This window comes from Lysinibacillus sp. NPDC097868, assembly GCF_044761135.1.
Classification (GTDB): domain Bacteria; phylum Bacillota; class Bacilli; order Bacillales_A; family Planococcaceae; genus Lysinibacillus.
Genome location: NZ_JBIWBS010000005.1, coordinates 141,120 through 161,838, shown reverse-complemented (window position 1 = coordinate 161,838; position 20,719 = coordinate 141,120). Strand labels below are relative to the sequence as shown.

The window sequence follows — 20,719 nt, the reverse complement described above, 5'->3', positions numbered from 1 at the left end:
CTCAATACTATTTTTCTCTCACATGCATTTTTTTGTAAATCCAAACAGTTCGTATTTTACAGGTTTCCTCAATGAAATTCAAATTGCGCTCTTACTACAAAAAATTAGTATGTAACAGTTACTCCGACAAACGTCAGCCTTACAAATAAAAAAATAATAAAAAAATATAGAAATATCGGAAATTTTTAACCAAATATACTACAAAAAATAGTAGAATAGATTTAATACCATATATTCACCAAATTTACAAACCTAACAATATATATACAAAGAGTCTTCAATTATTATCATTAATATGGATTTATAAAGAATGGAGCAGACACAATGAGTTGGTTTACAAAGAAGAACAATTATGGTTATTCAATTACATTAACACCTGAGGAGTTTAAGCAACACGTACAATTAGATGTTTCAAACTATCCTAAACTACAAAAACAATTACAGTTATTAGACTTAACAACTGAAGATTTAGCAATCATTAAACAATTACAACCTTTAGTTAAAAACGTCATTCCTGAAATGGTAGATCAATTTTATGCAGCGATTAGCTTAAGCCAAAACTTATTAGATATTATTAACAGAACATCACAAATTGAACGTTTAAAGGTGACTTTACATAAGCATTTAAGCGATATTTTCGAGAGTCACATTAATGACGAGTACATTAAAGAAAGAAAAGCGATCGCTGAGACACATGTTCGAATTGGACTCCAATCAAAATGGTATATTGCTTCATTCCAATCACTAACTTCCACTTTTACAAGCTTTGCGAATGATTTAGATATTTCAAAGCATGATGCTATACGTGCCATCAATGCATTCTGCAAAATCATTAACTTTGAACAGCAGCTCGTTATCGAAGCATACGAAAAAGAAGAAGAACGTATTCGTAGTGTGGCAGATCAAACAAAGCATGCACTTGTAACTACGATTCAAAGTACTGCTGAGGAGTTAAATGCGATAAGTGAGGAAACAGCCGCTTCTCTTTTAGTCATATCTTCGCAAACGGATGATATCGCAGTAGCAACTAAACAAGGTTTAAACTTCGTTGCAGATACACAGGACAAATCTAAACGGGGTCAGCAGCAATTACAAGAGCAAAATGAATTAATACACGTTATTTTGCAAAGTGTTAATGGCCTTGAAGTGACGATGAACCAGTTGCGTACATCTTCACAAAAAATTTCTGAAATTGTCGGGCTTGTCACAGGCATCGCTGACCAAACCAATTTATTAGCACTCAACGCTTCAATTGAAGCTGCTCGTGCTGGGGAACATGGTAAAGGCTTTGCTGTCGTAGCAGAGGAAGTCCGCAAGCTTGCAGAAGAAACAAAAAATGCTGTACAAAATGTATCACACCTTATTAAAGAAACAGAAAGTAATATTTCAACAATGGCAAGTTCTGTCGTCAATGTGGACCAGAAAATCCAACATAGCGTTGATACACAAACAAGTTTATCTGAATCATTCAATGATATAGCAGATGCTGTATCAGGCATTCAACAGCAATATGTAAACACAGCAAGGGATATTTCAGCAATTTCTACTTTAATTACAGAGCTATCTCAGGGAGCGACACTCGTTTCCTCTTCGTCAGACTCATTAATTAATGTTGTAAATGAATTAAATATTTAACACACATAAAAAAGGAAATTGACTGCATCGTGTCAATTTCCTTTTTGTTATTTAATGTGCCAACGCACGTTTTTGCTTGCGATGCTCTCGTCGAGCAGGACCTGTTTCAAACAGTCGTTTCTCCGCATCCGTTTCGGGGAAAATTGCAGGAATGGCCTTTGGTTTTCCACTATCATCTACTGCAACCATCGTTACAAATGATTCGGTTGTTAACTTTTCTTCGCCTGTTTCAATATTACGAGAAATAACGCGGACATAGACTTCCATAGATGAATGCCCTGTGGATGAAACAATACTTTCAATTTCAAGAATATCACCTACATGCGCTGCTGATAAAAAATCAACAGAATCAATGGAGGCTGTTACAACATGCCCTTTTGCATGCTTCATCGCTGTAATTGCAGCAATTTCATCAATATAAGCTAACACTCTTCCACCAAAAATGGAATTATGGTTATTAGTATCCGGTGGTAACACAAGACGCGTCTGAAGCGTACGCGATTGGCTCATTGGTACAGCATTGGTTGTCATAGTTCTTGTAACTTCCCTTCATGTATTATTCTTTCGTCATCGTATCGTAGAAAAAGAATTGATGCAAATTTAGAAGGATTTTTTCATCGTAATAAACTTCATATCGGTCATTTCTTCAATCGCCCATTTAATACCTTCTCGTCCATAGCCACTCATTTTTATGCCACCATAAGGCATGTTATCAACTCGGAATGTTGGAATATCATTAATAATAACAGCACCTGCTTGCAATTCATCAGCAGCATACAGGGCATCCGGTAGTACATTCGTAAAAATTCCTGCATTTAAGCCAAGTTCCGACTCATTCACTAGTCGAATTGCGTCGTCTAATGTTTCATATGAAACAATTGAGACGATTGGTGCGAATGTTTCCTGACAAACAACTTTCATATCAGCAGTTACATTTGTCATAACTGTTGGCGTTAATGTACGTTCTGTAAACGTTCCACCCGTAGCAACTACAGCACCTTGCGTTTTCGCCTCTTCAATCCATTCACGAATTCGGCTTACCTCATTTGGGTTGATCATTGCACTGACATCTGTATTTTTGTCAAGCGGATCACCAACAACAAGTTTTTCTGTTTGCGCTACAAATTCCTTTGTAAAGGCATCGATGATCGAGGAATGTACATAAATACGTTGTAAAGAAATACATACTTGTCCAGCAAAGCTAAAAGCTCCGCTAACACAGCGCGCAATAATTTTATCTATAGGTGTCGATGGCTCAACAATAACTGCTGCATTTGAGCCTAGCTCTAATGTTACTTTCCGCAAACCTACTTTTTCCTTAATACCTAAACCAACCTTACCACTTCCGGTAAAGGTCACCTTTTTCACGAATGGGTGCGTTACGAGTGTATCACTTAGTTCACCACCACTACCTGTAACGATTTGTAATGCACCATCTGGTAGTCCAGCTTCCTTAAATATTTCCGCCATCACAATTGCACTAAGTGGTGTTTGTGTTGCCGGCTTTAACACGACTGTATTGCCTACCGCAAAGGCAGGTCCCAATTTATGTGCGACTAAATTAAAAGGAAAATTAAACGGAGTAATTGCAGAAATAACGCCTAATGGCTCACGCTTTGTCCAGCCAATTCGATCACCAGCTCCTGGTGCGGCATCCATCGGTACCGTTTCACCTTTCACCTGCTTAGCTCCTTCGGCTGCAAACTGATACGTCGCTATTGTACGTTCAATTTCAAGTAAACCTGCTGATATTGGTTTGCCCGCTTCTTGCGCTAAAATTTCCGCCAATTCGTCTTTTCGACGTCGCATAATGTCGACTACTTTATATAATATTTCGGCACGTTCGTAGGCGGTTGTTTTTTTAAATGAAAGAAATGCATCTTGGGCACCTTCTATGGCTTGTTCAACATCAGAAACAGATGCCTTTGCAACCTTTGCAATTACCTCACCGTTATAAGGTGACGTTAATTCATACGTTTCCTTAGCATCTTGCCACTGTCCATTTATCCAAAGCTTTGTTTCGTTCATCTTCAAATACACCTCCAAATAATCTGTTCCTTTTTAGTTTATCATGAAGTGCTCGAATTTGACGCTATTGCGGCTGCTGTAACAGCGGATATCATCACTGCCTGCTGTGCTTGGATTAGTAATTCAATAGAAGACATAATGGCCATTGACAGTGATTGTTGTATTTTTGCTATATCATGAATAGCGATTTGTACGGCCATAAACAATACAAATTCACGATGCCACTTCAATAATTTCATTCCCTTTAATTCATGATATAAATCAACAATTTGCTGAAACTGACCTTTATTCATTTGAAAATTAATCTTTGTATAACACAGTATAGAAAAGGCAGCTCGTTTAGCATGTTAAAACGAGCTGCTCTAGAGAAGTACCAATTGTCCTCTTTCTACTACTACTTAAAATCAAATGAATCAATTTATTGATTCAATAACTTTATTTCGAAATTTATATGCTTTTCTTTGTTCTAATTGAGCAATACTTTCATATTCAATTTCGCTTAAACTTTCAAATAATTTTTCAGACATTAGACTCACTATATCTTCTAATTCAGTGCCTAAATGAATAATTTCTAATATTTCTTTTGAAATTCCTTTAGACTGTAATAAATCCATAGTATAAGGGTTAAATAAAACTTTTTCAGTTTCTTCGATTGTTAATAAATCTTTTTTTTCCGAATCAAACACTTTACCCGAGGCAACATATGTGCTGGCAATAGCTAATATAATTTTCCGATCCACTGTCCAGCCTACAACTTTAGAAATCGCCTCCACAGTTTGTGTAAATTGGTTTTCAATTATAACAATATCCATCTTCAACACATTCCTTTTCACTATTTACGTAACATTCTGTCGAAAAGATTCAATCGTTTTGTAACAATTAACATAAAAAGTAAACATAATTTAATGTTTGTAAATAGGTATTATATGGTTTAATTAATATAAACAAAGATGAACGGGGGCTATATTATGATTGAACGGACAATCAGAAAATTACTATTAACCCAGACCCTACAAGAACGATTACAGCGTTATTTATTATTGCGAAATTCCCCTAATAACGTAAACCTACAACTTCTTTTTCAGAAAAATTAGCATAAAAAACAGCGACAAAAAAGCTTTTGCCGCTGTCATTAAACTATTTAATTAAACCTAACTCTTTTAGTTCCTCTGTAGAAAATGCTCTAGACCTTGTTAAAAATCGTTTACCTTCTACGCCTTCAAGAGAGAACATACCGCCTCTCCCATTAACTACGTCTAAAATAATTTGCGTATGTTTCCAATAATCATACTGGTTTTTGTGCATATAAAATGGTGTGTCCCCAATCTTACCCAAGCATACATCCTGATCACCTAATATTAAGTCCCCGTCAGGATAACACATCGGAGACGAGCCATCGCAGCATCCACCTGATTGATGAAACATTACCGGTCCATGCTTTTCCTTCAACAATTCAATTAGTGCCAGCGCTTCTTCCGTTGCTAAAACACGTTCAACCACGCTTTAGCACCTCCTCACCGATTAGAAGAAACCAAGTTTATTTTCGTTATAGCTAACCAATAAGTTTTTCGTTTGTTGGTAATGCGATAACATCATTTTGTGCGTCTCACGGCCAATACCTGACATTTTATAGCCACCGAACGCTGCATGTGCTGGATATGCATGGTAGCAGTTTGTCCAAACACGCCCCGCCTGAATACCACGACCGAAGCGATATGCTGTATTCATATCACGTGTCCAAATACCAGAGCCAAGTCCATATAATGTATCGTTGGCAATTTCTAATGCCTCTTCTTTTGTTTTAAATGTTGTTACTGCAACAACTGGCCCAAAAATTTCTTCTTGGAATATACGCATTTTATTATGTCCTTTAAAGACAGTTGGTTTAATGTAGTAGCCATTTTCAAAGCCTTCACCTACATTATTTTTCTCGCCACCAATTAGACATTCTGCACCTTCTTGCTTACCAATATCTAAATAGGACAGAATTTTTTCCATCTGCTCACTTGAAGCTTGTGCACCCATCATCGTGTTTGGATCAAGCGGATTTCCAACTTGAATAGCTTCGACACGTTGTAGGACACGCTCCATGAATTTATCATAAATGGATTCTTGAATTAACGCTCGTGAAGGGCATGTACATACTTCACCTTGGTTAAGAGCGAATAATACAAAGCCTTCTACTGCTTTATCTAAAAAGGCATCATCTTCATCCATAATATCTTCGAAGAAAATATTCGGAGACTTTCCGCCCAATTCTAACGTAACTGGAATAAGGTTTTGTGACGCATATTGCATAATTAAACGGCCTGTTGTAGTTTCACCAGTAAAGGCAATTTTGCCGATACGCGGGTTAGATGCAAGCGGTTTTCCTGCTTCTAAGCCGAAACCGTTCACGACATTTAGTACGCCTGGTGGCAATAAATCACCAATTAACTCCACTAGCACCATAATAGATACTGGTGTTTGCTCAGCGGGTTTTAATACAACACAGTTGCCGGCAGCAAGAGCAGGAGCTAGTTTCCAAACAGCCATTAATAACGGGAAGTTCCAAGGAATAATTTGACCGACTACCCCAATTGGCTCATGGAAATGATAAGCAACTGTATCATTATCAATTTGACTTAGCGCGCCTTCTTGTGCACGTAAAGCACCTGCAAAATAACGGAAATGATCAATTGCAAGAGGGATATCTGCATTTAATGTTTCACGAACCGCCTTACCATTATCCCATGTTTCGGCAACGGCTAACTTTTCTAAGTTCTGTTCAATACGGTCCGCAATTTTAAGTAAAATGTTAGCACGCTCTGTAGCGGATGTTTGTCCCCATGCATCTTTTGCTGCATGTGCTGCATCAAGTGCAAGTTCAATATCCTCAGCAGAGGAACGTGCTGCTTGTGTAAAAACTTGTCCAGTAACAGGAGTAACATTATCGAAGTATTGACCTTTCACTGGGGGTGTCCATTCTCCACCAATGTAATTATTATATCTCTCTTTGAATTGAACTACCGATCCTTCAGTGTTTGGAAATGCATAAACCATTTTACTTCTCCCCTTTACACAAAATAATGAGAAAATATCTAGAAATATCGTATTTTTATATCGAAATAACGATATTTTCATAGAGACTCTCTTACCCACTATATTGTCAGAAATTAATGTTTATTTCAACTTTTTAAAATAAATTTTTATAATATTTATTTTAAGTAGAAAAGCTTCTAGAATTCACGGTATTTACAACGATAGGGTATACTTAAGCTAATATGAAATGTATAGGAGAACAATATGAGAATTAACAAATACTTAAGTGAAACAGGCATCGTATCTCGTCGCGGTGCTGATAAATGGGTCGAAGAAGGTAAAGTAACCATTAATGGTATACCTGCTACTGTCGGCAGCCAAGTAGAGACTGGCGATATTGTTTGTGTGGATGGAAAAGAGGTAAAAAAAGAAGAACAACTCGTTTATATTGTCTTAAACAAACCCGTTGGTATTACAAGTACGACAGAGCGCCATATCAAAGGAAATGTCGTGGATTTTATTAATCATCCTTTGCGCATTTTCCATATCGGACGACTGGATAAAGAATCAGAGGGATTATTATTACTAACAAATGATGGCGATATTGTTAACAAAATTTTACGTGCTGAAAACCATCATGAAAAAGAATATATTGTACAAGTAGATAAGCCTATTACAGATCAATTCATCAAAAAAATGGGCGCTGGGGTTGATATTTTAGATACTACGACATTGCCTTGCCACGTCGAAAAAATCTCAGATAAAGTGTTTAAAATTATTTTAGAACAAGGCTTAAATCGACAAATTCGCCGTATGTGTTCAGCATTAGACTATTCCGTTAAACGATTACAACGCATACGTATTATGAACATTAAGCTTGGAAATTTAAAAGTTGGACAATGGCGCGATTTAACTGATAAGGAGCGAACAGAATTATTTAAACTACTTAATTACACAGCAAAATAAAGCAATTGGAGGGGATAGAGAGATGCTTTCCATTCAAAGTACTGAACAACTTACAGGTGTACGGATAAGCGGTGATTTTTGGGATTTAGATGCACTCATTCATGCCATTTATAAAGTAACTGGAGATGAAAACAAATATTATGATTACCAAGGTGCACGTCTTCGCATCCTCGGTATTTGTCATAATCTCCGTCAAGCAATGCAGGGTGAGCATCAGCTTGAATTTGTGAGTAATGGGCTTAACAAAAGTATACTTTCTCGACATGAAATTATTTTTCCAAATAAAAATGTCTACTACGGGGCGGAGGTTCTATGGCCCGAGCTTGTTTTCACTGCAATTGCTTTAAATGATTTTATTCGCTTACATCAGGAGCTAATCGATTCTTCTGCTTGGAATGGTCATGTTGCCACAATTCGCAAATTCCAAGCAGGAGTTGCTGATTGCTTAGAGCAAGAGCTTACTGAAGAGCAATACTTAGTATTTTTAAGGATGCTTCATACAAAGAATCCATTGACTTTCCGTTATGCCACGCAGTATGTAGATATACTAAATTTGGAATACATACAATTGACTATGCAAGCACGTAAAGCCCAATTAGCGTCCTTTGCACTTCGCTTAATGCTCGAGGATGAGGAATACACCGCTCTAAAATCCAAGCTACTTGAAGTCGCCAGTACGACAAAAAAAGCACTACACGAAATCCCTATTAACGCAAACTACCCTGAAGAAATTTTATGGTAGATGCTAATATTTCTTCATTTTAACGGAGGGTAGGTGTCAGGTACTAAAACATATACGAGTTGTTGGTAGCGGAGGCGGTGACTCCTGCTTGAACGCAAGCAGCGTAAGACGCAACAATCCGCGCGCAAGCGAGGGTTTTCGGCTTACGGTGTGCCCGCGGAAAGTAACCGCCGTAGTGGACAACAACGGCATAGCAAAAAAGTGGTAGATTAATTGCAAGCAATCTGCCACTTCTACTATTGCTATTCAATCGTCTCGTATGCCATTTTACGAATAACTGTTTCAAGTTGCGGATAATCAGCTAAAAGTTCATCTTGTGAAAATAGCTCAAAGTCCTCAAAATCAAAACCTGGTGCTACCATACAGCCTACTAAACTAAATGTATTTGCATCATCAACGGAAGATCCAAAAATCGTACCTTTTGGCACTGCTACCTGAGGGACCTCACCCGCTTCTAAATTTAACCCTAACTTTTTCGCCTCGTATGTACCATCAGGGTAAATCATATGCACTGTTAATGGGCTGCCAGCGTGATAATACCAAAGTTCATCTGATTTTAAACGGTGCAAATGGGAAATATCTTGGGATTGTAATAAAAAATAAATGCTTGTATAAATTGGTCTTGTTACATTTCTTACAGCTATCTCCTCTGTTGATCGAAACGAAGAAATATAGTATCCTCCCTCGGGATGTTGATCTAACGCTAATTTTTCAATAAAATATTGTGCAGAATATTGCATCTAACTTCACTCCTTTTTTCCACCTTACCAAAAAGTAAAGGTCAAACGCTACTTCCATCTACCATCCCATCATAAAAAGAGGTATCCCGAATAAATCCGAGACACCCCCTTTTATTATAAGCCGCCTAAATAAGCTGCTTTTACTTGTTCACTCTCTTGCAGTTCTTTTGCAGTACCGGATAACACAATACGTCCTGTTTCAAGTACATATGCACGGTCAGCTACCGATAATGCCATATTGGCATTTTGCTCTACTAGCAATACGGTTGTACCTTCTTTATTGACCTTTTCAATAATATTGAAGATATTTTTTACCATAAGTGGTGCAAGCCCCATTGATGGTTCATCCATTAATAATAGCTTTGGTTTTGCCATTAATGCACGACCCATTGCAAGCATTTGTTGCTCACCACCAGATAATGTTCCAGACTGTTGTTTACGACGCTCCAGTAGACGAGGGAATAACTCAAAGACATGATCCATATCTTTCTTTATACCCGCCTTATCATTACGAAGATATGCTCCGAGCTCTAGGTTTTCCTCTACTGACATATTAGCAAATACACGGCGACCTTCAGGAACATGTGAAATACCTGATTTTACGATTGTTTGCGCAGCCTTACCTGCAATCGAGAAGCCTTCATATTCGATAATGCCCCCTTTAGGTTTTTGCAAGCCTGATAAGGTTTTTAATAATGTACTTTTACCAGCACCATTTGCACCGATTAATGTAACAATTTCTCCCTCGTTTACTTCTAAAGAGACGCCTTTTAACGCTTGAATATTTCCATAGAATACATCAATATTTTGTACTTTTAGCATTAGCTGATAACCTCCTCACCAAGGTAAGCTTCAATTACCTTTGGATTGTTGCGAATTTCCTCTGGTGTCCCATCAGCGATTAATTGCCCGTGATCCAGTACGTAAATACGTTCACAAATTCCCATTACTAAGCTCATATCGTGCTCAATTAACAGAATCGTTAAACCAAACTCTTTACGAATAAACGCTATTAACTCCATTAAGTCATGTGTTTCTTGTGGGTTCATCCCTGCTGCTGGCTCATCCAGTAATAAAAGCTTTGGATTGGCAGCTAATGCACGCGCTATTTCCAGACGGCGTTGCATCCCGTAAGGTAAGTTTTTTGCAAGTTCGTTCTTATAAATATCTAAGCCAAATATTTTTAAGAATTCCGTTGATTGCTGTTCCATTGCTTCTTCACCTTTAAAGTGACTCGGTAAACGGAAAATAGATGACCACATTGAATGCTTAGCTAGTGAATGGTTCGCTACTTTTACATTATCCAAAACAGATAATTCTTTAAATAGACGGATATTTTGGAACGTACGGCTGATACCTTTTTGCGTTACTTGATATGGTGCAAGGCCATTGATCTTTAAACCGTCAAAAGTAATTGTTCCTTCAGTCGGTGTATAAACCCCTGTTAGCATGTTAAAGCTTGTTGTTTTACCTGCACCATTTGGTCCGATTAGACCGACTAATTCACCTTGATTTAGGTACATATTAACGCCCTGTACCGCCTTTAAACCACCGAATTGAATGCCCATATTTTCTACTTTGATAAGAAGGTTTCCAGTCATTATTTTGTACCTCCTTTTTTACCAAACTTAAATAAGTGTGTAATTTCTTTTGTACCCATTAAACCAGTCGGACGATATAGCATTACAATGATTAATACTAAGCTGTAAATAATCATTCGTGTTTCTGGGAAGTTCGCTAGGTATGTTGATATCAACGTTAAAAATATCGCAGCGATAACAGAACCTGACAGACTACCTAAGCCACCAAGAACGACGTATATTAAAATATCAAATGATTTTAAGAAACCAAAAGTTGTTGGCTGAATAATGTAGAAGTTATGTGCAAAAATGGCCCCTGCAAGACCGGCAAAGAAAGATCCAATCGCGAATGCTACAACTTTATAGTAAGTTGTATTAATACCCATCGCATCCGCAGCAATTTCATCTTCTCGAATGGAAATACATGCACGTCCATGACGAGAATTTGTAAAGTTAGAAATTACTAAAATAGTTAATACAACACCAATGAATGCATATGTCCAGTTCGATAAATATTTAACCTGCATCCCTGCTGCCCCACCAACATAATCCGTATTTAAAAAGACAATACGAATAATCTCGGCAAAACCAAGTGTTGCAATGGCTAAATAATCCCCTTTTAAACGTAGCGTTGGAATACCTACGATCAAACCAGCTACTGCTGCTGCAAGCGCTCCTAAGAAAATGGCTAACGGGAACGGCAGCATTAGTTTTGTTGTAATAATAGCTGAAATATAAGCACCAACTGCAAGGAAACCGGCATGCCCAATAGAGAATTGGCCAGTAACCCCGATAACGATGTGCAAGCTGACAGCTAGCATGATGTTAATACACATTGTGATTAACATATTTTTGTAATACAAGTCAATTATTTCTGTTGTAATAAGTGCCTGAATAACTACATAGATGACTAGCGCTAATACGGCGTAGCCCCAGAAAATTTTAGACTTCTTCATCATTACCGCTCACCTACACTTTCTCGCGGGCGTTTTTACCGAAGATACCCGATGGTCTGAAAATCAAAATTAAAATTAAAATAACAAATGCCGCTGCATCGCGCCATAAAGAGAATCCAAGTGCACTTACCATTGATTCCACGACACCTAGTAGCATACCGCCAACCATTGCACCTGGAATAATACCAATACCACCAAGAACCGCTGCGATGAACGCTTTAACCCCTGGAATAACACCCATTAACGGGTCTATTTTCGTATAATACACACCGAAGATAACACCCGCAGCACCGGCTAAAGCAGAACCTATTGCAAATGTTGCTGAAATTGTATTATCTACGTTAATGCCCATTAGACGCGCTGCATCTGCATCATGTGAAACTGCACGCATCGCCTTCCCAATTTTAGTTTTATGTACGATGAATTGTAATAGAATCATCAGTACGATAGCGACAGATAAAATTAAAATAGACGTACTGCTAATTTGAACACCGAACACATCGAATGTTCTATTTTTAATAACTTCAGGGTATGCTGCTGGCTGAGCTCCTCTGAAGAAAATCGTCGTATATTCGATTAATAGCGACACACCGATTGCTGTAATTAAAGCCGCAATTCGCGTTGCATTTCGTAATCGCTTATATGCAATTCGTTCGATTAACACACCGAAGATTGCACAAACTGCCATTGCTAATAATAATGCTGGTAAGAAGCCCAGCTCCCATTTAGCAATTGCGTAAAAGCCAATAAATGCCCCAATCATGAAAACATCACCGTGGGCAAAGTTAATAAGCTTAATAATACCGTATACCATCGTATACCCTAACGCTATTAACGCGTAGATACTACCTAGTGAAACACCATTCACAAGCTGCTGTATCCATTCCATGAGCGTTCACTCCTTTGTTTTTTTTGAGGAATGCAAAAACGGGACCTATTTCTACATAGTTGAATTGAATGCAGAAAAACTCGTGTCCCTCATAAAAAGTTATTTCCGATTCCTTATGCTAGAATCTATGCTTTTTTTTATTAGTCTAGTTGTCTGTTAAAAAATAAAAGAGAAGGCAGGTTGCCCGCCTCCCCCTTGCCTTTTAAAAAAAATTAAGGATTTACTTTAGAGTTGAACACTTGTTTACCGTCTTTAAATTCAAGAACCGTTGCTGTTTTAATTGGGTTATGGTTTTCGTCAACTGAGAAAGTACCTGTTACTAATGAAAGATCTTTTGTTTCAGCTAATGCATTTTTAATTGCTTCGCCGTCAGTAGAGCCTGCACGTTTGATAGCATCTGCAATGTAGTAAATTGAATCATAGCCAAGTGCGTTAAATGCATCCGGTGCTTTATCACCATTCGCTGCTTTAAATGATTTTACAAAGTCCTGAATTTTTTGATCTGGGTCTTCTGCAGAGTAGTGGTTTGTAATGTACGTATTATTCAGTGCATCTGCTCCAGCTAGATCAATTAAAGTTGGAGAATCCCAACCGTCTGCTCCCATAAGTGGTACTGTAATACCCATTTCACGAGCTTGTTTTACAATTAGACCAACTTCTTCATAATATCCAGGGATAAAGATGAAGTCTGGATTCGCTGCTTTAATGTTTGTTAATTGCGTACGGAAGTCTGTATCTTTCGCAACATAAGCTTCCTCTTTGACAACTTTCCCACCACTTTTAGTAATTGTATCTTTAAATGATTTTGCTAAACCTTTTGCGTAATCAGATGCATTATCTGCAAAAATAGCTACGTTTTTCGCGCCAATTTCACCTGAAGCAAAGTTAGCTGCTACAATCCCTTGGAACGGGTCAATGAAACAAGTACGGAAAGCATATTCATTAACGCTGCCATCATCATTTACTGTAATGTTTGGAGCTGTACCCGAACCAGTAACAATCGGAATTTTGTTGTCATTTGCGATTTGAACTGTTGCAACGGTATTACCAGAAGTTGCAGGAGCTAGCATCGCTACTACTTTATCTTGCGTTGCTAGTTTAATAGCTGCCGCAGTTGCCTCTGAGTTTTCTGATTTGTTATCTACTTTAATAAGTTCAATCTTCTTGCCATCAATACCGCCTGCATCATTAATTTCTTTAACAGCTAATTCTGCACCTAAGCCAATTGATGAACCATATGAAGCTACGTTACCTGAAAGCTCTAAGTTTGCACCGATTTTAATTGTATCTCCATCTTTTGAGCTACCACCTGATGATGAGCCACCACCTGAACTTGTATTACTGTCTCCAGCGCCGCAACCTGCAAGTACGCCTGCAAGTAATGAAGAAGCTACTAGAAGTGAACCGAACTTTTTAAGCTTATTGTACTCTCTCATAATTAAATTCCCCCTGAAAATTCTCAAATGTTAGATATTTCTGATAATTATAAACAATCTTTCGCTAATGCTCAATAGCAAAAATAATTATTTATAACTATCTATTTTTGAAACAAAATAATATTCAATTAAGCCTTTTACATTGTAAAACATTCTTTATATTTAGTCTAGAGTGATTTTTCAGTATAATTAGTTATTTGTGAATTATCTATTAATTAGGACTAAATTAATAGAAAGCTATTAAGCAAAATTTTTTGTCTCTATAAAACTAACACCCATTTTGCGAAAATTGCTTTCTTTTTAATTCTTAGCTATTTTTTCTTTTTAAGAGTATACCTATCAATGCCCCGTACACAACATGACCAATAAGCCACCAACTAAAAGCGAAATAATCAGTTATAATCGGTGTCCGTTTTGAGAAAATTGTTGTAGGGAACAACATACAGCCTATAAAAATTTGTATAAAGATACTATTTCTCATTAACATGGAATTATTCCACTTACACTTATTACGAATCGTGCATAATACAGCTGTTATTAACCACGATATAATGAGATGAAAGACAAATACAATTACTTCAGGAAAACGAAAATTCTTTATAATTGGTATATAATCGACGTTTAATAGTAATGTATATACACGGCTGCCTGTAAGATTTTCAACAGCTTTGAAGAAAGCTCCAAATATACAACCTGCAACTAAGGACGCTATTATTACTTGACGATTAATAAGTATTTTCATGTGCTCCTCCTTGCTTCAATCTTAATAAATCCATAAAAGGATGATTCAATATGAATAAAAAAATAATTGTGCTATTCCGCAATGATTTACGTCTAGATGATCACCCTGCTCTATGGCATGCAGCCAATACAGGTGCCATCTTACCCCTTTATATTCAAAATGACCAATTGATAGCGCAAGATTCGGCTCAAAATTATTGGACGTACTATTCGCTTCAAAATCTCCAAATTATATTTAGTAACTATGACATGCAGCTTATTTTACGGAAGGGAGATGTCATTTCGCAAGTACTTCAATTGGCATTAGATACGCAGGCTGATGCTGTTTATTTTAACGAACGTTTTAGTCAAACTGAGCGTTCTGAAGATGAACGTTTAGCCCATATATTACGTGCAAATGATATTGAAGTAAAAGCGTTTTATGGAGATACGTTATTTGACGTGACTTCGATTCGAAATCAGCAAAACAAACCATATGCTATTTTCACATCATTTTATAAACGTTGTTTACAGGAGCTAGCACGAAAACCCCTTGGTCGTCCTGCTAACATGCAAGCTTTTCCTATGAACGTATCATCTCTAGCTTTAGAACAATTGCAGCTACTGAATGGTAACTGGTATAACAAGTTTCACAATTATTGGCGCCCTGGGATGGATGGCGCATTGGACCAATGGGAGCTTTTCATAGAGGGTAATTTATTTGACTACAAGGACAAGCGAGATTACCTAACCAAGGAAACAATTTCTAAAATGTCTCCATTTATTGCAGCGGGTAATATTAGTATTCGTTTTCTGTGGACTACTTGTCAGGAGTTAATAGAAGTTGAGGATAACGCTGCGTTCGGTCAACAAGTCGAAAGTTTTTTAAGACAACTAATATGGCGAGAGTTTTCAATCTATCAGCTGTTGTCCTATCCTTCATTTTCTTCCCTCTCTTTACGCAGTAATTTTCAGCATTTTGAATGGGAGCCTAATTCTCTTCATCTGGATGCTTGGAAAAAAGGGCAAACAGGCTACCCGTTAGTTGACGCAGGTATGCGTGAGCTTTGGGAAACCGGCTATATGCATAATCGAGTAAGAATGGTTGTTGCCTCATTTCTAGTAAAACATTTACTACAGCCCTGGCAGGAAGGCTATTCATGGTTTGAGCATACGCTACTGGACTTTAATGCAGCAAATAATGCTATGGGCTGGCAGTGGGTAAGCGGCACGGGTATCGATTCCGCGCCTTATTTCCGTATCTTCAATCCTTCTTTACAAGGTGAGAAGTTCGATATAGATGGTACATATATAAAAAAATGGGTACCAGAATTAGCACACCTACCATCAAAATATATACACGCCCCACATACAGCTCCCGCTGCTATCTTAGAGCAGGCTAGTATCACATTAGGTGACACCTATCCGCTGCCCATCGTTGACCATAAAACGGCAAGGGCCCGTGCATTGGAACGGTACAACGCCATAAAAAAAGCTGCTGGGACACAAGATAATAAAAAAGTGTTAGATTGAAAGCGATCTAACACTTTTTTGCTGTAAACGTTGATGTTCGCTGCGGCTTTGCTTTCCGCGGACACACCGTAAGCTTTGTATTAAGGTGAATAAAATAAACAATAGCCAATGGGCTTTTCGAGTTGATTGGAGTGGAAGGCGCGATACTCCTGCAGGAATGGCACGAAAGGAAAATCAACCACCTCTATGGAAGTTACGCCTTTTTTAAAGCAAAAACGCAAAGACGTTCATTAATATTTGTTTCATTTTCTAGATGTACCTCATGTATCAATTCAAAAGGTGTGCCGTGATGTAAAAACTGCAAATAATCATATGGTGGGTAATATAAAATAATGTGAATATCCCGCATATTTTGCTCAAAAGACTCCCATATATTATGAATGACAGTTCGAAAAATATTAATGGAGAACGGATTAAAGAAGAAAAAAACATTATCACACGGCTTTATTTTGTAGTTTTCTGCAATAGTATGAACAAAAGAAATGGCACATTGTGAGCCATTTTTCCGACAATAGCTCTCCTTATTATGCTCTGCCTCTTCATAAAAGCCTGCGTCCATTTCTATTCCAATTGCTGGAGCGTGAAATTTATGATGAATATAAATAGGGACCCTTCCTTTTCCACAGCCCATATCAATAAATACTGGATTTTCCGGCAAATCATATTGTGTAAATAATTGTTCCAATCCAGCATAGGGAGTTGGCTCGTAACGATGGTAATGAGCTAGTTTAGGAAATCCATATTGTTCCCCGACCGTATTAATGTGCAAAAATTTATCAAATTGTTGTTCATTCATCATTTAGATACTCCTCGAAAAAAAGAATGCTTTATTTTAGCATGTAAAAAAGCAAACACCCTATATAAAAGATTTGGATACAGATTATTTTTATAGTCCTCTTCGATCAAACCTAAAAACGGAGAATTGTTTGAGTGCCTGGCACTTAGTTTGGGTCCTAAATAATTGTGTGAGTGCCTGGCACATATTCGTTGTGCTCCGCTCCAACCAAATGAAAAAAATAGCATCAAGAGTGAACCTCTTGATGCCTTATACGATATTGTGACTTTATCTAAACGATTTGAATATGGTGTATTTTTAACGTCCTCTACGATTAAATCTAAAAACGAAGAGGAGTGCAGCCACTAAAAATGAAAACGAAGCAGTTGCTGTTAACACTGTGCTTTTATCGATTGTTGCTTCTTGCGTAGCCTGTCCATTACCTTGGTTAGGTCCCCCATTTCCATCAGGACGTTGCATAGGACCACCACCTTTATCTCCTCCGCCTTGTTCATTGCCCATGCCAGCCTCAGGCATTTGTGATGGGTCGAAGTCTTCTGGTAATTGACTCGGATCAAAGTCTTCTGGTAATTGGCTTGGATCAAAATCGTCAGGCAATTGCATTTTATTTCCATTCCCCTCGTTATTTGTGTCGCCATTTGGTATACCCATATTATTTTGAGCAGTCGCACTTGTTTCTACAACTAATTCACCCGACAGTTGTTTTAAGATTGATGCAGAACGTTGTTTAGCAAATTCAGGTAGACTGTTGTCCCCTGCCACACCCTCTAAAAACTGCTCTGTTGTATAAAATTTTGTAGGATCTGCTTCTTCGTAGCTTGTTAATAGCATCGCTAAATTGTTCGTAATCGACTGTATATAATCTTCTGTTAAATAATTCGTTGCGAGTTGTTCTAAATAACTTTCATACTTAGCGCGATATGTTTCATTGGACAGTAACGCATTTAAAAGTGGGCGCTCTTCAAGAGTTGTCCCAGATACAGGTGAAGTTATGCTAAAGTTAATTGCACTATCTGCCATTAGATTACTAGACATACCACCGCCCATATCGAAGTTCCCTTTATTGCGATTGGCATTTGGTTGGCCCTCTTGTGTTTGATCGCCATTTGACTGATCTTCCTGAGGTTGCTCGGTGTTTGACTGCCCTTCTGGTGGTTGGTCACCATTTGGTTGGCCCTCTTGTGGCTGCTTTATTGCTGGTATTTCTGCGTTCTCTTCTGTCTCACCTTCGGGTAATTCCTTATCAGCTTTTTCCCGCATTTGATTTAGATTGCCGCCGCCCATTCCACCACCGCCAGCACCAAAGCCGCCGAATGACATATTATAATCCCAAGGTATAATAGAAAACACTCCATTATTCTCATATAAATAGTAGTTGTGCTTCATATTTCCCTGGTAACTATCAAGATTTACTAGTGCTGTATTGACAGCAAAGTAGCGTAGCATTTCATCGACATCAATATATTGTTCGATGTCTCCGCCATTATTTATGGCATCAAGCATTTCAGTTAACTTTGAATCCTCAATATTGTCTTCATTCGTTTTCAAACCGATACCTGTATAGTCGGCAATATTATCGCTAATATATTTTAAATCACTGCCTGTGCCATCTGGTTTAAATAAAAATCCGTCATTGGATGCATAATTATTCGCTAAAAATGTTTCATCGACTGCTTCTACCCCTAAATATAAGCCACGTTCTTCTCCATTCACCGTAACATACATATAGGAATGGGCAGGGGTCGGTAAGCCCATTTTTTCCATAAGTTCATATGAAATATATTCTCGCATTAAAGTTGAATCACTATAATTGTTGTTTAAATTTAATTTTTTTAATCCATATAAGCTTTGATTATCATCGTAATAGTCAAAATCGACTTTCAAGCTATAACGATCGGAGTCGCTATTGACAACAGAACGTAACGATAAATTCCCTTTTGTACGAATCGCTACATTTTCTATTGTCTTGCCATTTATCGTAATATTGGCCTGCTTAAGCTCCTCATCAGCAGCGTTTTCCAGCATGTCCTCCCAGTCCTCTTGAGGTATTTCAATATCAACAGTTGTTACTTTGCTTTTATTGAACACAAGCGTCTCATAGGAATATTCCGTATTTTTCGTTTCAATGCCTAAGTTTGGAAGTACAGCAACCATCACGCCAAAGAGTAGGAGGAGAATCGCCATACTGGTATAGACAATTCGATTTTTAATCATTGACTGCACCTCTCTTGCTCGTATTTAGAAAACTATCGTTCACTTTCATTACGCTGTGAAGTTACCATCGTAGCTAAGCATAATTGCTGATTTTACACCAGGTACTTTTGTTAAATTGTCCATAAACTTTGCATCATTTTGCTTCACGCGAATTTCATATGTTGTTTCGATTTCATCATTTTGAATGATTGATTTTGATTTTAACGCGTACTTTTTAGACTGTGCAGCAATGATACGCTCCACTTCTTCACAAGCTAAATCTTCTTCAAATTTCACAATTAATAAGTAAGGATTTTCAATCGTAATTTTATTCACTAATACTAGTAGAACTAGACCAATCAAAATTGCGCCAATAATAACAAGTGGAATGAATCCTGCTCCACAAAGAATCCCTGACACTATTGCCCAGAAAATATACACTAAATCCATTGGATCCTTAATGGGCGTACGGAAACGAACAATTGATAATGCACCTACCATACCAAGTGACAACAAGACGTTTGAACTAATACCCATAATAACGAGCGATGTTGCCATAGTCATAATAAGCAACGAAATATTAAAGGAGTGCGAATAAATCACACCATTAAAGGTTTTCTTATATACTGCATAAATAAATAGCCCAACAAAGAAAGCAACAACTAGTCCAATGATTGAATCTGTTAATGAAAATGATGTTGTTTTCTCTAGAAAATTCGATTTAAAAATATCACTAAAATTCATATTATCCATTTTTCATTTCTCCTTTTTATACATGCATACGGCTAAGCTGGTATTTTGAATATGCTTCAGCACGTGTATCCACTGATTGTAGTAAATATTTAATAATATCTGGCAAGTACTCATCATATTTCACTTCTAAAATGACGAGGTTCGGTTCTAGCACATCTACCATAGGCAAATTTTTACTGAACATATCTGTATTGCGAAGGCTTGACTGCACCTTACTATCGAATGTTACACGTACATTGCCAAAGGGATAAATGTACGCCTCTCGCTCATAATCGACAACCGTCGTTGGCTTAATTTGGTGATATTTCATCTCATGAAATAATTCTCTTATTAAAACGCGGTCATCATTTTCCATCCATGCAATTTCACCAGTACGCATTTTTTCGTACTCCGTCTGTGTGATTACACACTTTGTTTTAAACGTTAAATTATTACGCTTACTTTTACGCTCTAAATTCACCAAAGCAGCGGATTTCCCATAAATACGTACTCGGTATTTATCTCGATTAATAAACCCTTCTTTTTTTTCATTCAAAACTTTGTTAGCAAAATTATCGAAGTATGTGCTTCGAATTAAATATTTTCCATCCGGACCTGCATTGTGATCCAGCTTCATCAAATGTTGGATTTTGCTTTTCAAAAGTGCATAGTCTGGATATGAGATAGCCTGTTTAATTTCCTTCCGACCATTCGGGTTAAATGATGTCAGTTTAGGCATGATGTTTTCTCCT

General features: G+C 37.5%; 21 protein-coding genes. 4 read left to right on the top strand and 17 right to left on the bottom strand.

What is annotated here, in order from left to right; genetic code table 11:
• Positions 1 to 324: 324 nt before the first annotated feature.
• Complete coding sequence (locus ACIQXJ_RS21180) at positions 325 to 1,635, top strand: protoglobin domain-containing protein (protein ID WP_340821715.1); 1,311 nt, start codon at positions 325 to 327, stop codon at positions 1,633 to 1,635.
• Between the two features lie 51 nt (positions 1,636 to 1,686).
• Here ACIQXJ_RS21180 and ACIQXJ_RS21175 read toward each other — a convergent pair whose 3' ends face one another.
• From ACIQXJ_RS21175 to adh, 6 genes are all read right to left on the bottom strand, one after another.
• Positions 1,687 to 2,166, bottom strand: a complete 480-nt coding sequence (locus ACIQXJ_RS21175; RefSeq protein WP_340821712.1) for an acyl-CoA thioesterase — start codon at positions 2,164 to 2,166, stop codon at positions 1,687 to 1,689.
• A gap of 69 nt (positions 2,167 to 2,235) precedes the next feature.
• The gene (locus ACIQXJ_RS21170) at positions 2,236 to 3,663 is read right to left on the bottom strand and encodes an aldehyde dehydrogenase family protein (RefSeq protein ID WP_403057383.1); all 1,428 of its coding nucleotides are present in this window, start codon (positions 3,661 to 3,663) and stop codon (positions 2,236 to 2,238) included.
• 41 nt (positions 3,664 to 3,704) lie between these two features.
• Positions 3,705 to 3,956: a hypothetical protein gene (locus ACIQXJ_RS21165; protein WP_403057380.1), complete on the bottom strand. Its 252-nt coding sequence runs from the start codon at positions 3,954 to 3,956 to the stop codon at positions 3,705 to 3,707.
• 120 nt (positions 3,957 to 4,076) lie between these two features.
• Positions 4,077 to 4,475 carry a DUF3969 family protein gene (locus ACIQXJ_RS21160; protein ID WP_403057377.1) on the bottom strand — a complete coding sequence of 133 codons (399 nt, stop codon included), beginning with the start codon at positions 4,473 to 4,475 and terminating at the stop codon, positions 4,077 to 4,079.
• A 325-nt stretch (positions 4,476 to 4,800) separates the two neighbouring features.
• Positions 4,801 to 5,163, bottom strand: coding sequence for a DUF779 domain-containing protein (locus ACIQXJ_RS21155; RefSeq protein ID WP_403057374.1), 363 nt, complete (start codon positions 5,161 to 5,163; stop codon positions 4,801 to 4,803).
• Between the two features lie 21 nt (positions 5,164 to 5,184).
• Positions 5,185 to 6,705, bottom strand: coding sequence for an aldehyde dehydrogenase (gene adh, locus ACIQXJ_RS21150; RefSeq protein WP_403057371.1), 1,521 nt, complete (start codon positions 6,703 to 6,705; stop codon positions 5,185 to 5,187).
• A 243-nt stretch (positions 6,706 to 6,948) separates the two neighbouring features.
• On the opposite strand from adh, the gene rluF reads away from it, so the two are divergent.
• Complete coding sequence (gene rluF, locus ACIQXJ_RS21145; protein WP_403057368.1) at positions 6,949 to 7,650, top strand: 23S rRNA pseudouridine(2604) synthase RluF; 702 nt, start codon at positions 6,949 to 6,951, stop codon at positions 7,648 to 7,650.
• Between the two features lie 22 nt (positions 7,651 to 7,672).
• A complete protein-coding gene (locus ACIQXJ_RS21140) occupies positions 7,673 to 8,392 on the top strand; it encodes a DUF6904 family protein (RefSeq protein WP_403057365.1) in 720 nt (239 codons plus the stop codon).
• 242 nt (positions 8,393 to 8,634) lie between these two features.
• Here the strand turns inward: ACIQXJ_RS21140 and ACIQXJ_RS21135 are convergent, their stop codons facing one another.
• The 7 genes from ACIQXJ_RS21135 to ACIQXJ_RS21105 form a co-directional block, all read right to left on the bottom strand.
• A complete protein-coding gene (locus ACIQXJ_RS21135; RefSeq protein WP_403057362.1) occupies positions 8,635 to 9,132 on the bottom strand; it encodes a cupin domain-containing protein in 498 nt (165 codons plus the stop codon).
• 114 nt (positions 9,133 to 9,246) lie between these two features.
• Complete coding sequence (locus ACIQXJ_RS21130) at positions 9,247 to 9,954, bottom strand: ABC transporter ATP-binding protein (protein WP_139859965.1); 708 nt, start codon at positions 9,952 to 9,954, stop codon at positions 9,247 to 9,249.
• Positions 9,954 to 10,733 carry an ABC transporter ATP-binding protein gene (locus ACIQXJ_RS21125; protein ID WP_340821698.1) on the bottom strand — a complete coding sequence of 260 codons (780 nt, stop codon included), beginning with the start codon at positions 10,731 to 10,733 and terminating at the stop codon, positions 9,954 to 9,956. Before ACIQXJ_RS21125 ends, ACIQXJ_RS21130 begins: the two co-directional genes overlap by 1 nt.
• A complete protein-coding gene (locus tag ACIQXJ_RS21120) occupies positions 10,733 to 11,668 on the bottom strand; it encodes a branched-chain amino acid ABC transporter permease (RefSeq protein WP_403057499.1) in 936 nt (311 codons plus the stop codon). The genes ACIQXJ_RS21125 and ACIQXJ_RS21120 overlap by 1 nt, the downstream gene beginning before the upstream one ends.
• A gap of 13 nt (positions 11,669 to 11,681) precedes the next feature.
• Complete coding sequence (locus ACIQXJ_RS21115; protein ID WP_340821697.1) at positions 11,682 to 12,557, bottom strand: branched-chain amino acid ABC transporter permease; 876 nt, start codon at positions 12,555 to 12,557, stop codon at positions 11,682 to 11,684.
• A 212-nt stretch (positions 12,558 to 12,769) separates the two neighbouring features.
• The gene (locus tag ACIQXJ_RS21110) at positions 12,770 to 13,993 is read right to left on the bottom strand and encodes an ABC transporter substrate-binding protein (RefSeq protein ID WP_403057359.1); all 1,224 of its coding nucleotides are present in this window, start codon (positions 13,991 to 13,993) and stop codon (positions 12,770 to 12,772) included.
• Between the two features lie 307 nt (positions 13,994 to 14,300).
• Entirely contained in the window at positions 14,301 to 14,735 is a 435-nt protein-coding gene (locus ACIQXJ_RS21105; RefSeq protein WP_403057356.1) for a hypothetical protein, read from the bottom strand.
• A gap of 50 nt (positions 14,736 to 14,785) precedes the next feature.
• Between ACIQXJ_RS21105 and ACIQXJ_RS21100 the strand changes: the two genes are divergently transcribed.
• Positions 14,786 to 16,246 (top strand): cryptochrome/photolyase family protein, encoded by a 1,461-nt coding sequence (locus ACIQXJ_RS21100; RefSeq protein ID WP_403057353.1) that lies wholly within the window; start codon positions 14,786 to 14,788, stop codon positions 16,244 to 16,246.
• A gap of 193 nt (positions 16,247 to 16,439) precedes the next feature.
• Here ACIQXJ_RS21100 and ACIQXJ_RS21095 read toward each other — a convergent pair whose 3' ends face one another.
• From ACIQXJ_RS21095 to ACIQXJ_RS21080, 4 genes are all read right to left on the bottom strand, one after another.
• Complete coding sequence (locus tag ACIQXJ_RS21095; protein ID WP_403057496.1) at positions 16,440 to 17,042, bottom strand: class I SAM-dependent methyltransferase; 603 nt, start codon at positions 17,040 to 17,042, stop codon at positions 16,440 to 16,442.
• A 297-nt stretch (positions 17,043 to 17,339) separates the two neighbouring features.
• Complete coding sequence (locus ACIQXJ_RS21090) at positions 17,340 to 19,256, bottom strand: CotH kinase family protein (protein ID WP_403057351.1); 1,917 nt, start codon at positions 19,254 to 19,256, stop codon at positions 17,340 to 17,342.
• Between the two features lie 48 nt (positions 19,257 to 19,304).
• A complete protein-coding gene (locus tag ACIQXJ_RS21085; protein WP_173479225.1) occupies positions 19,305 to 19,988 on the bottom strand; it encodes a DUF4956 domain-containing protein in 684 nt (227 codons plus the stop codon).
• Between the two features lie 16 nt (positions 19,989 to 20,004).
• Entirely contained in the window at positions 20,005 to 20,706 is a 702-nt protein-coding gene (locus ACIQXJ_RS21080; protein ID WP_403057348.1) for a polyphosphate polymerase domain-containing protein, read from the bottom strand.
• Positions 20,707 to 20,719 lie beyond the last annotated feature (13 nt).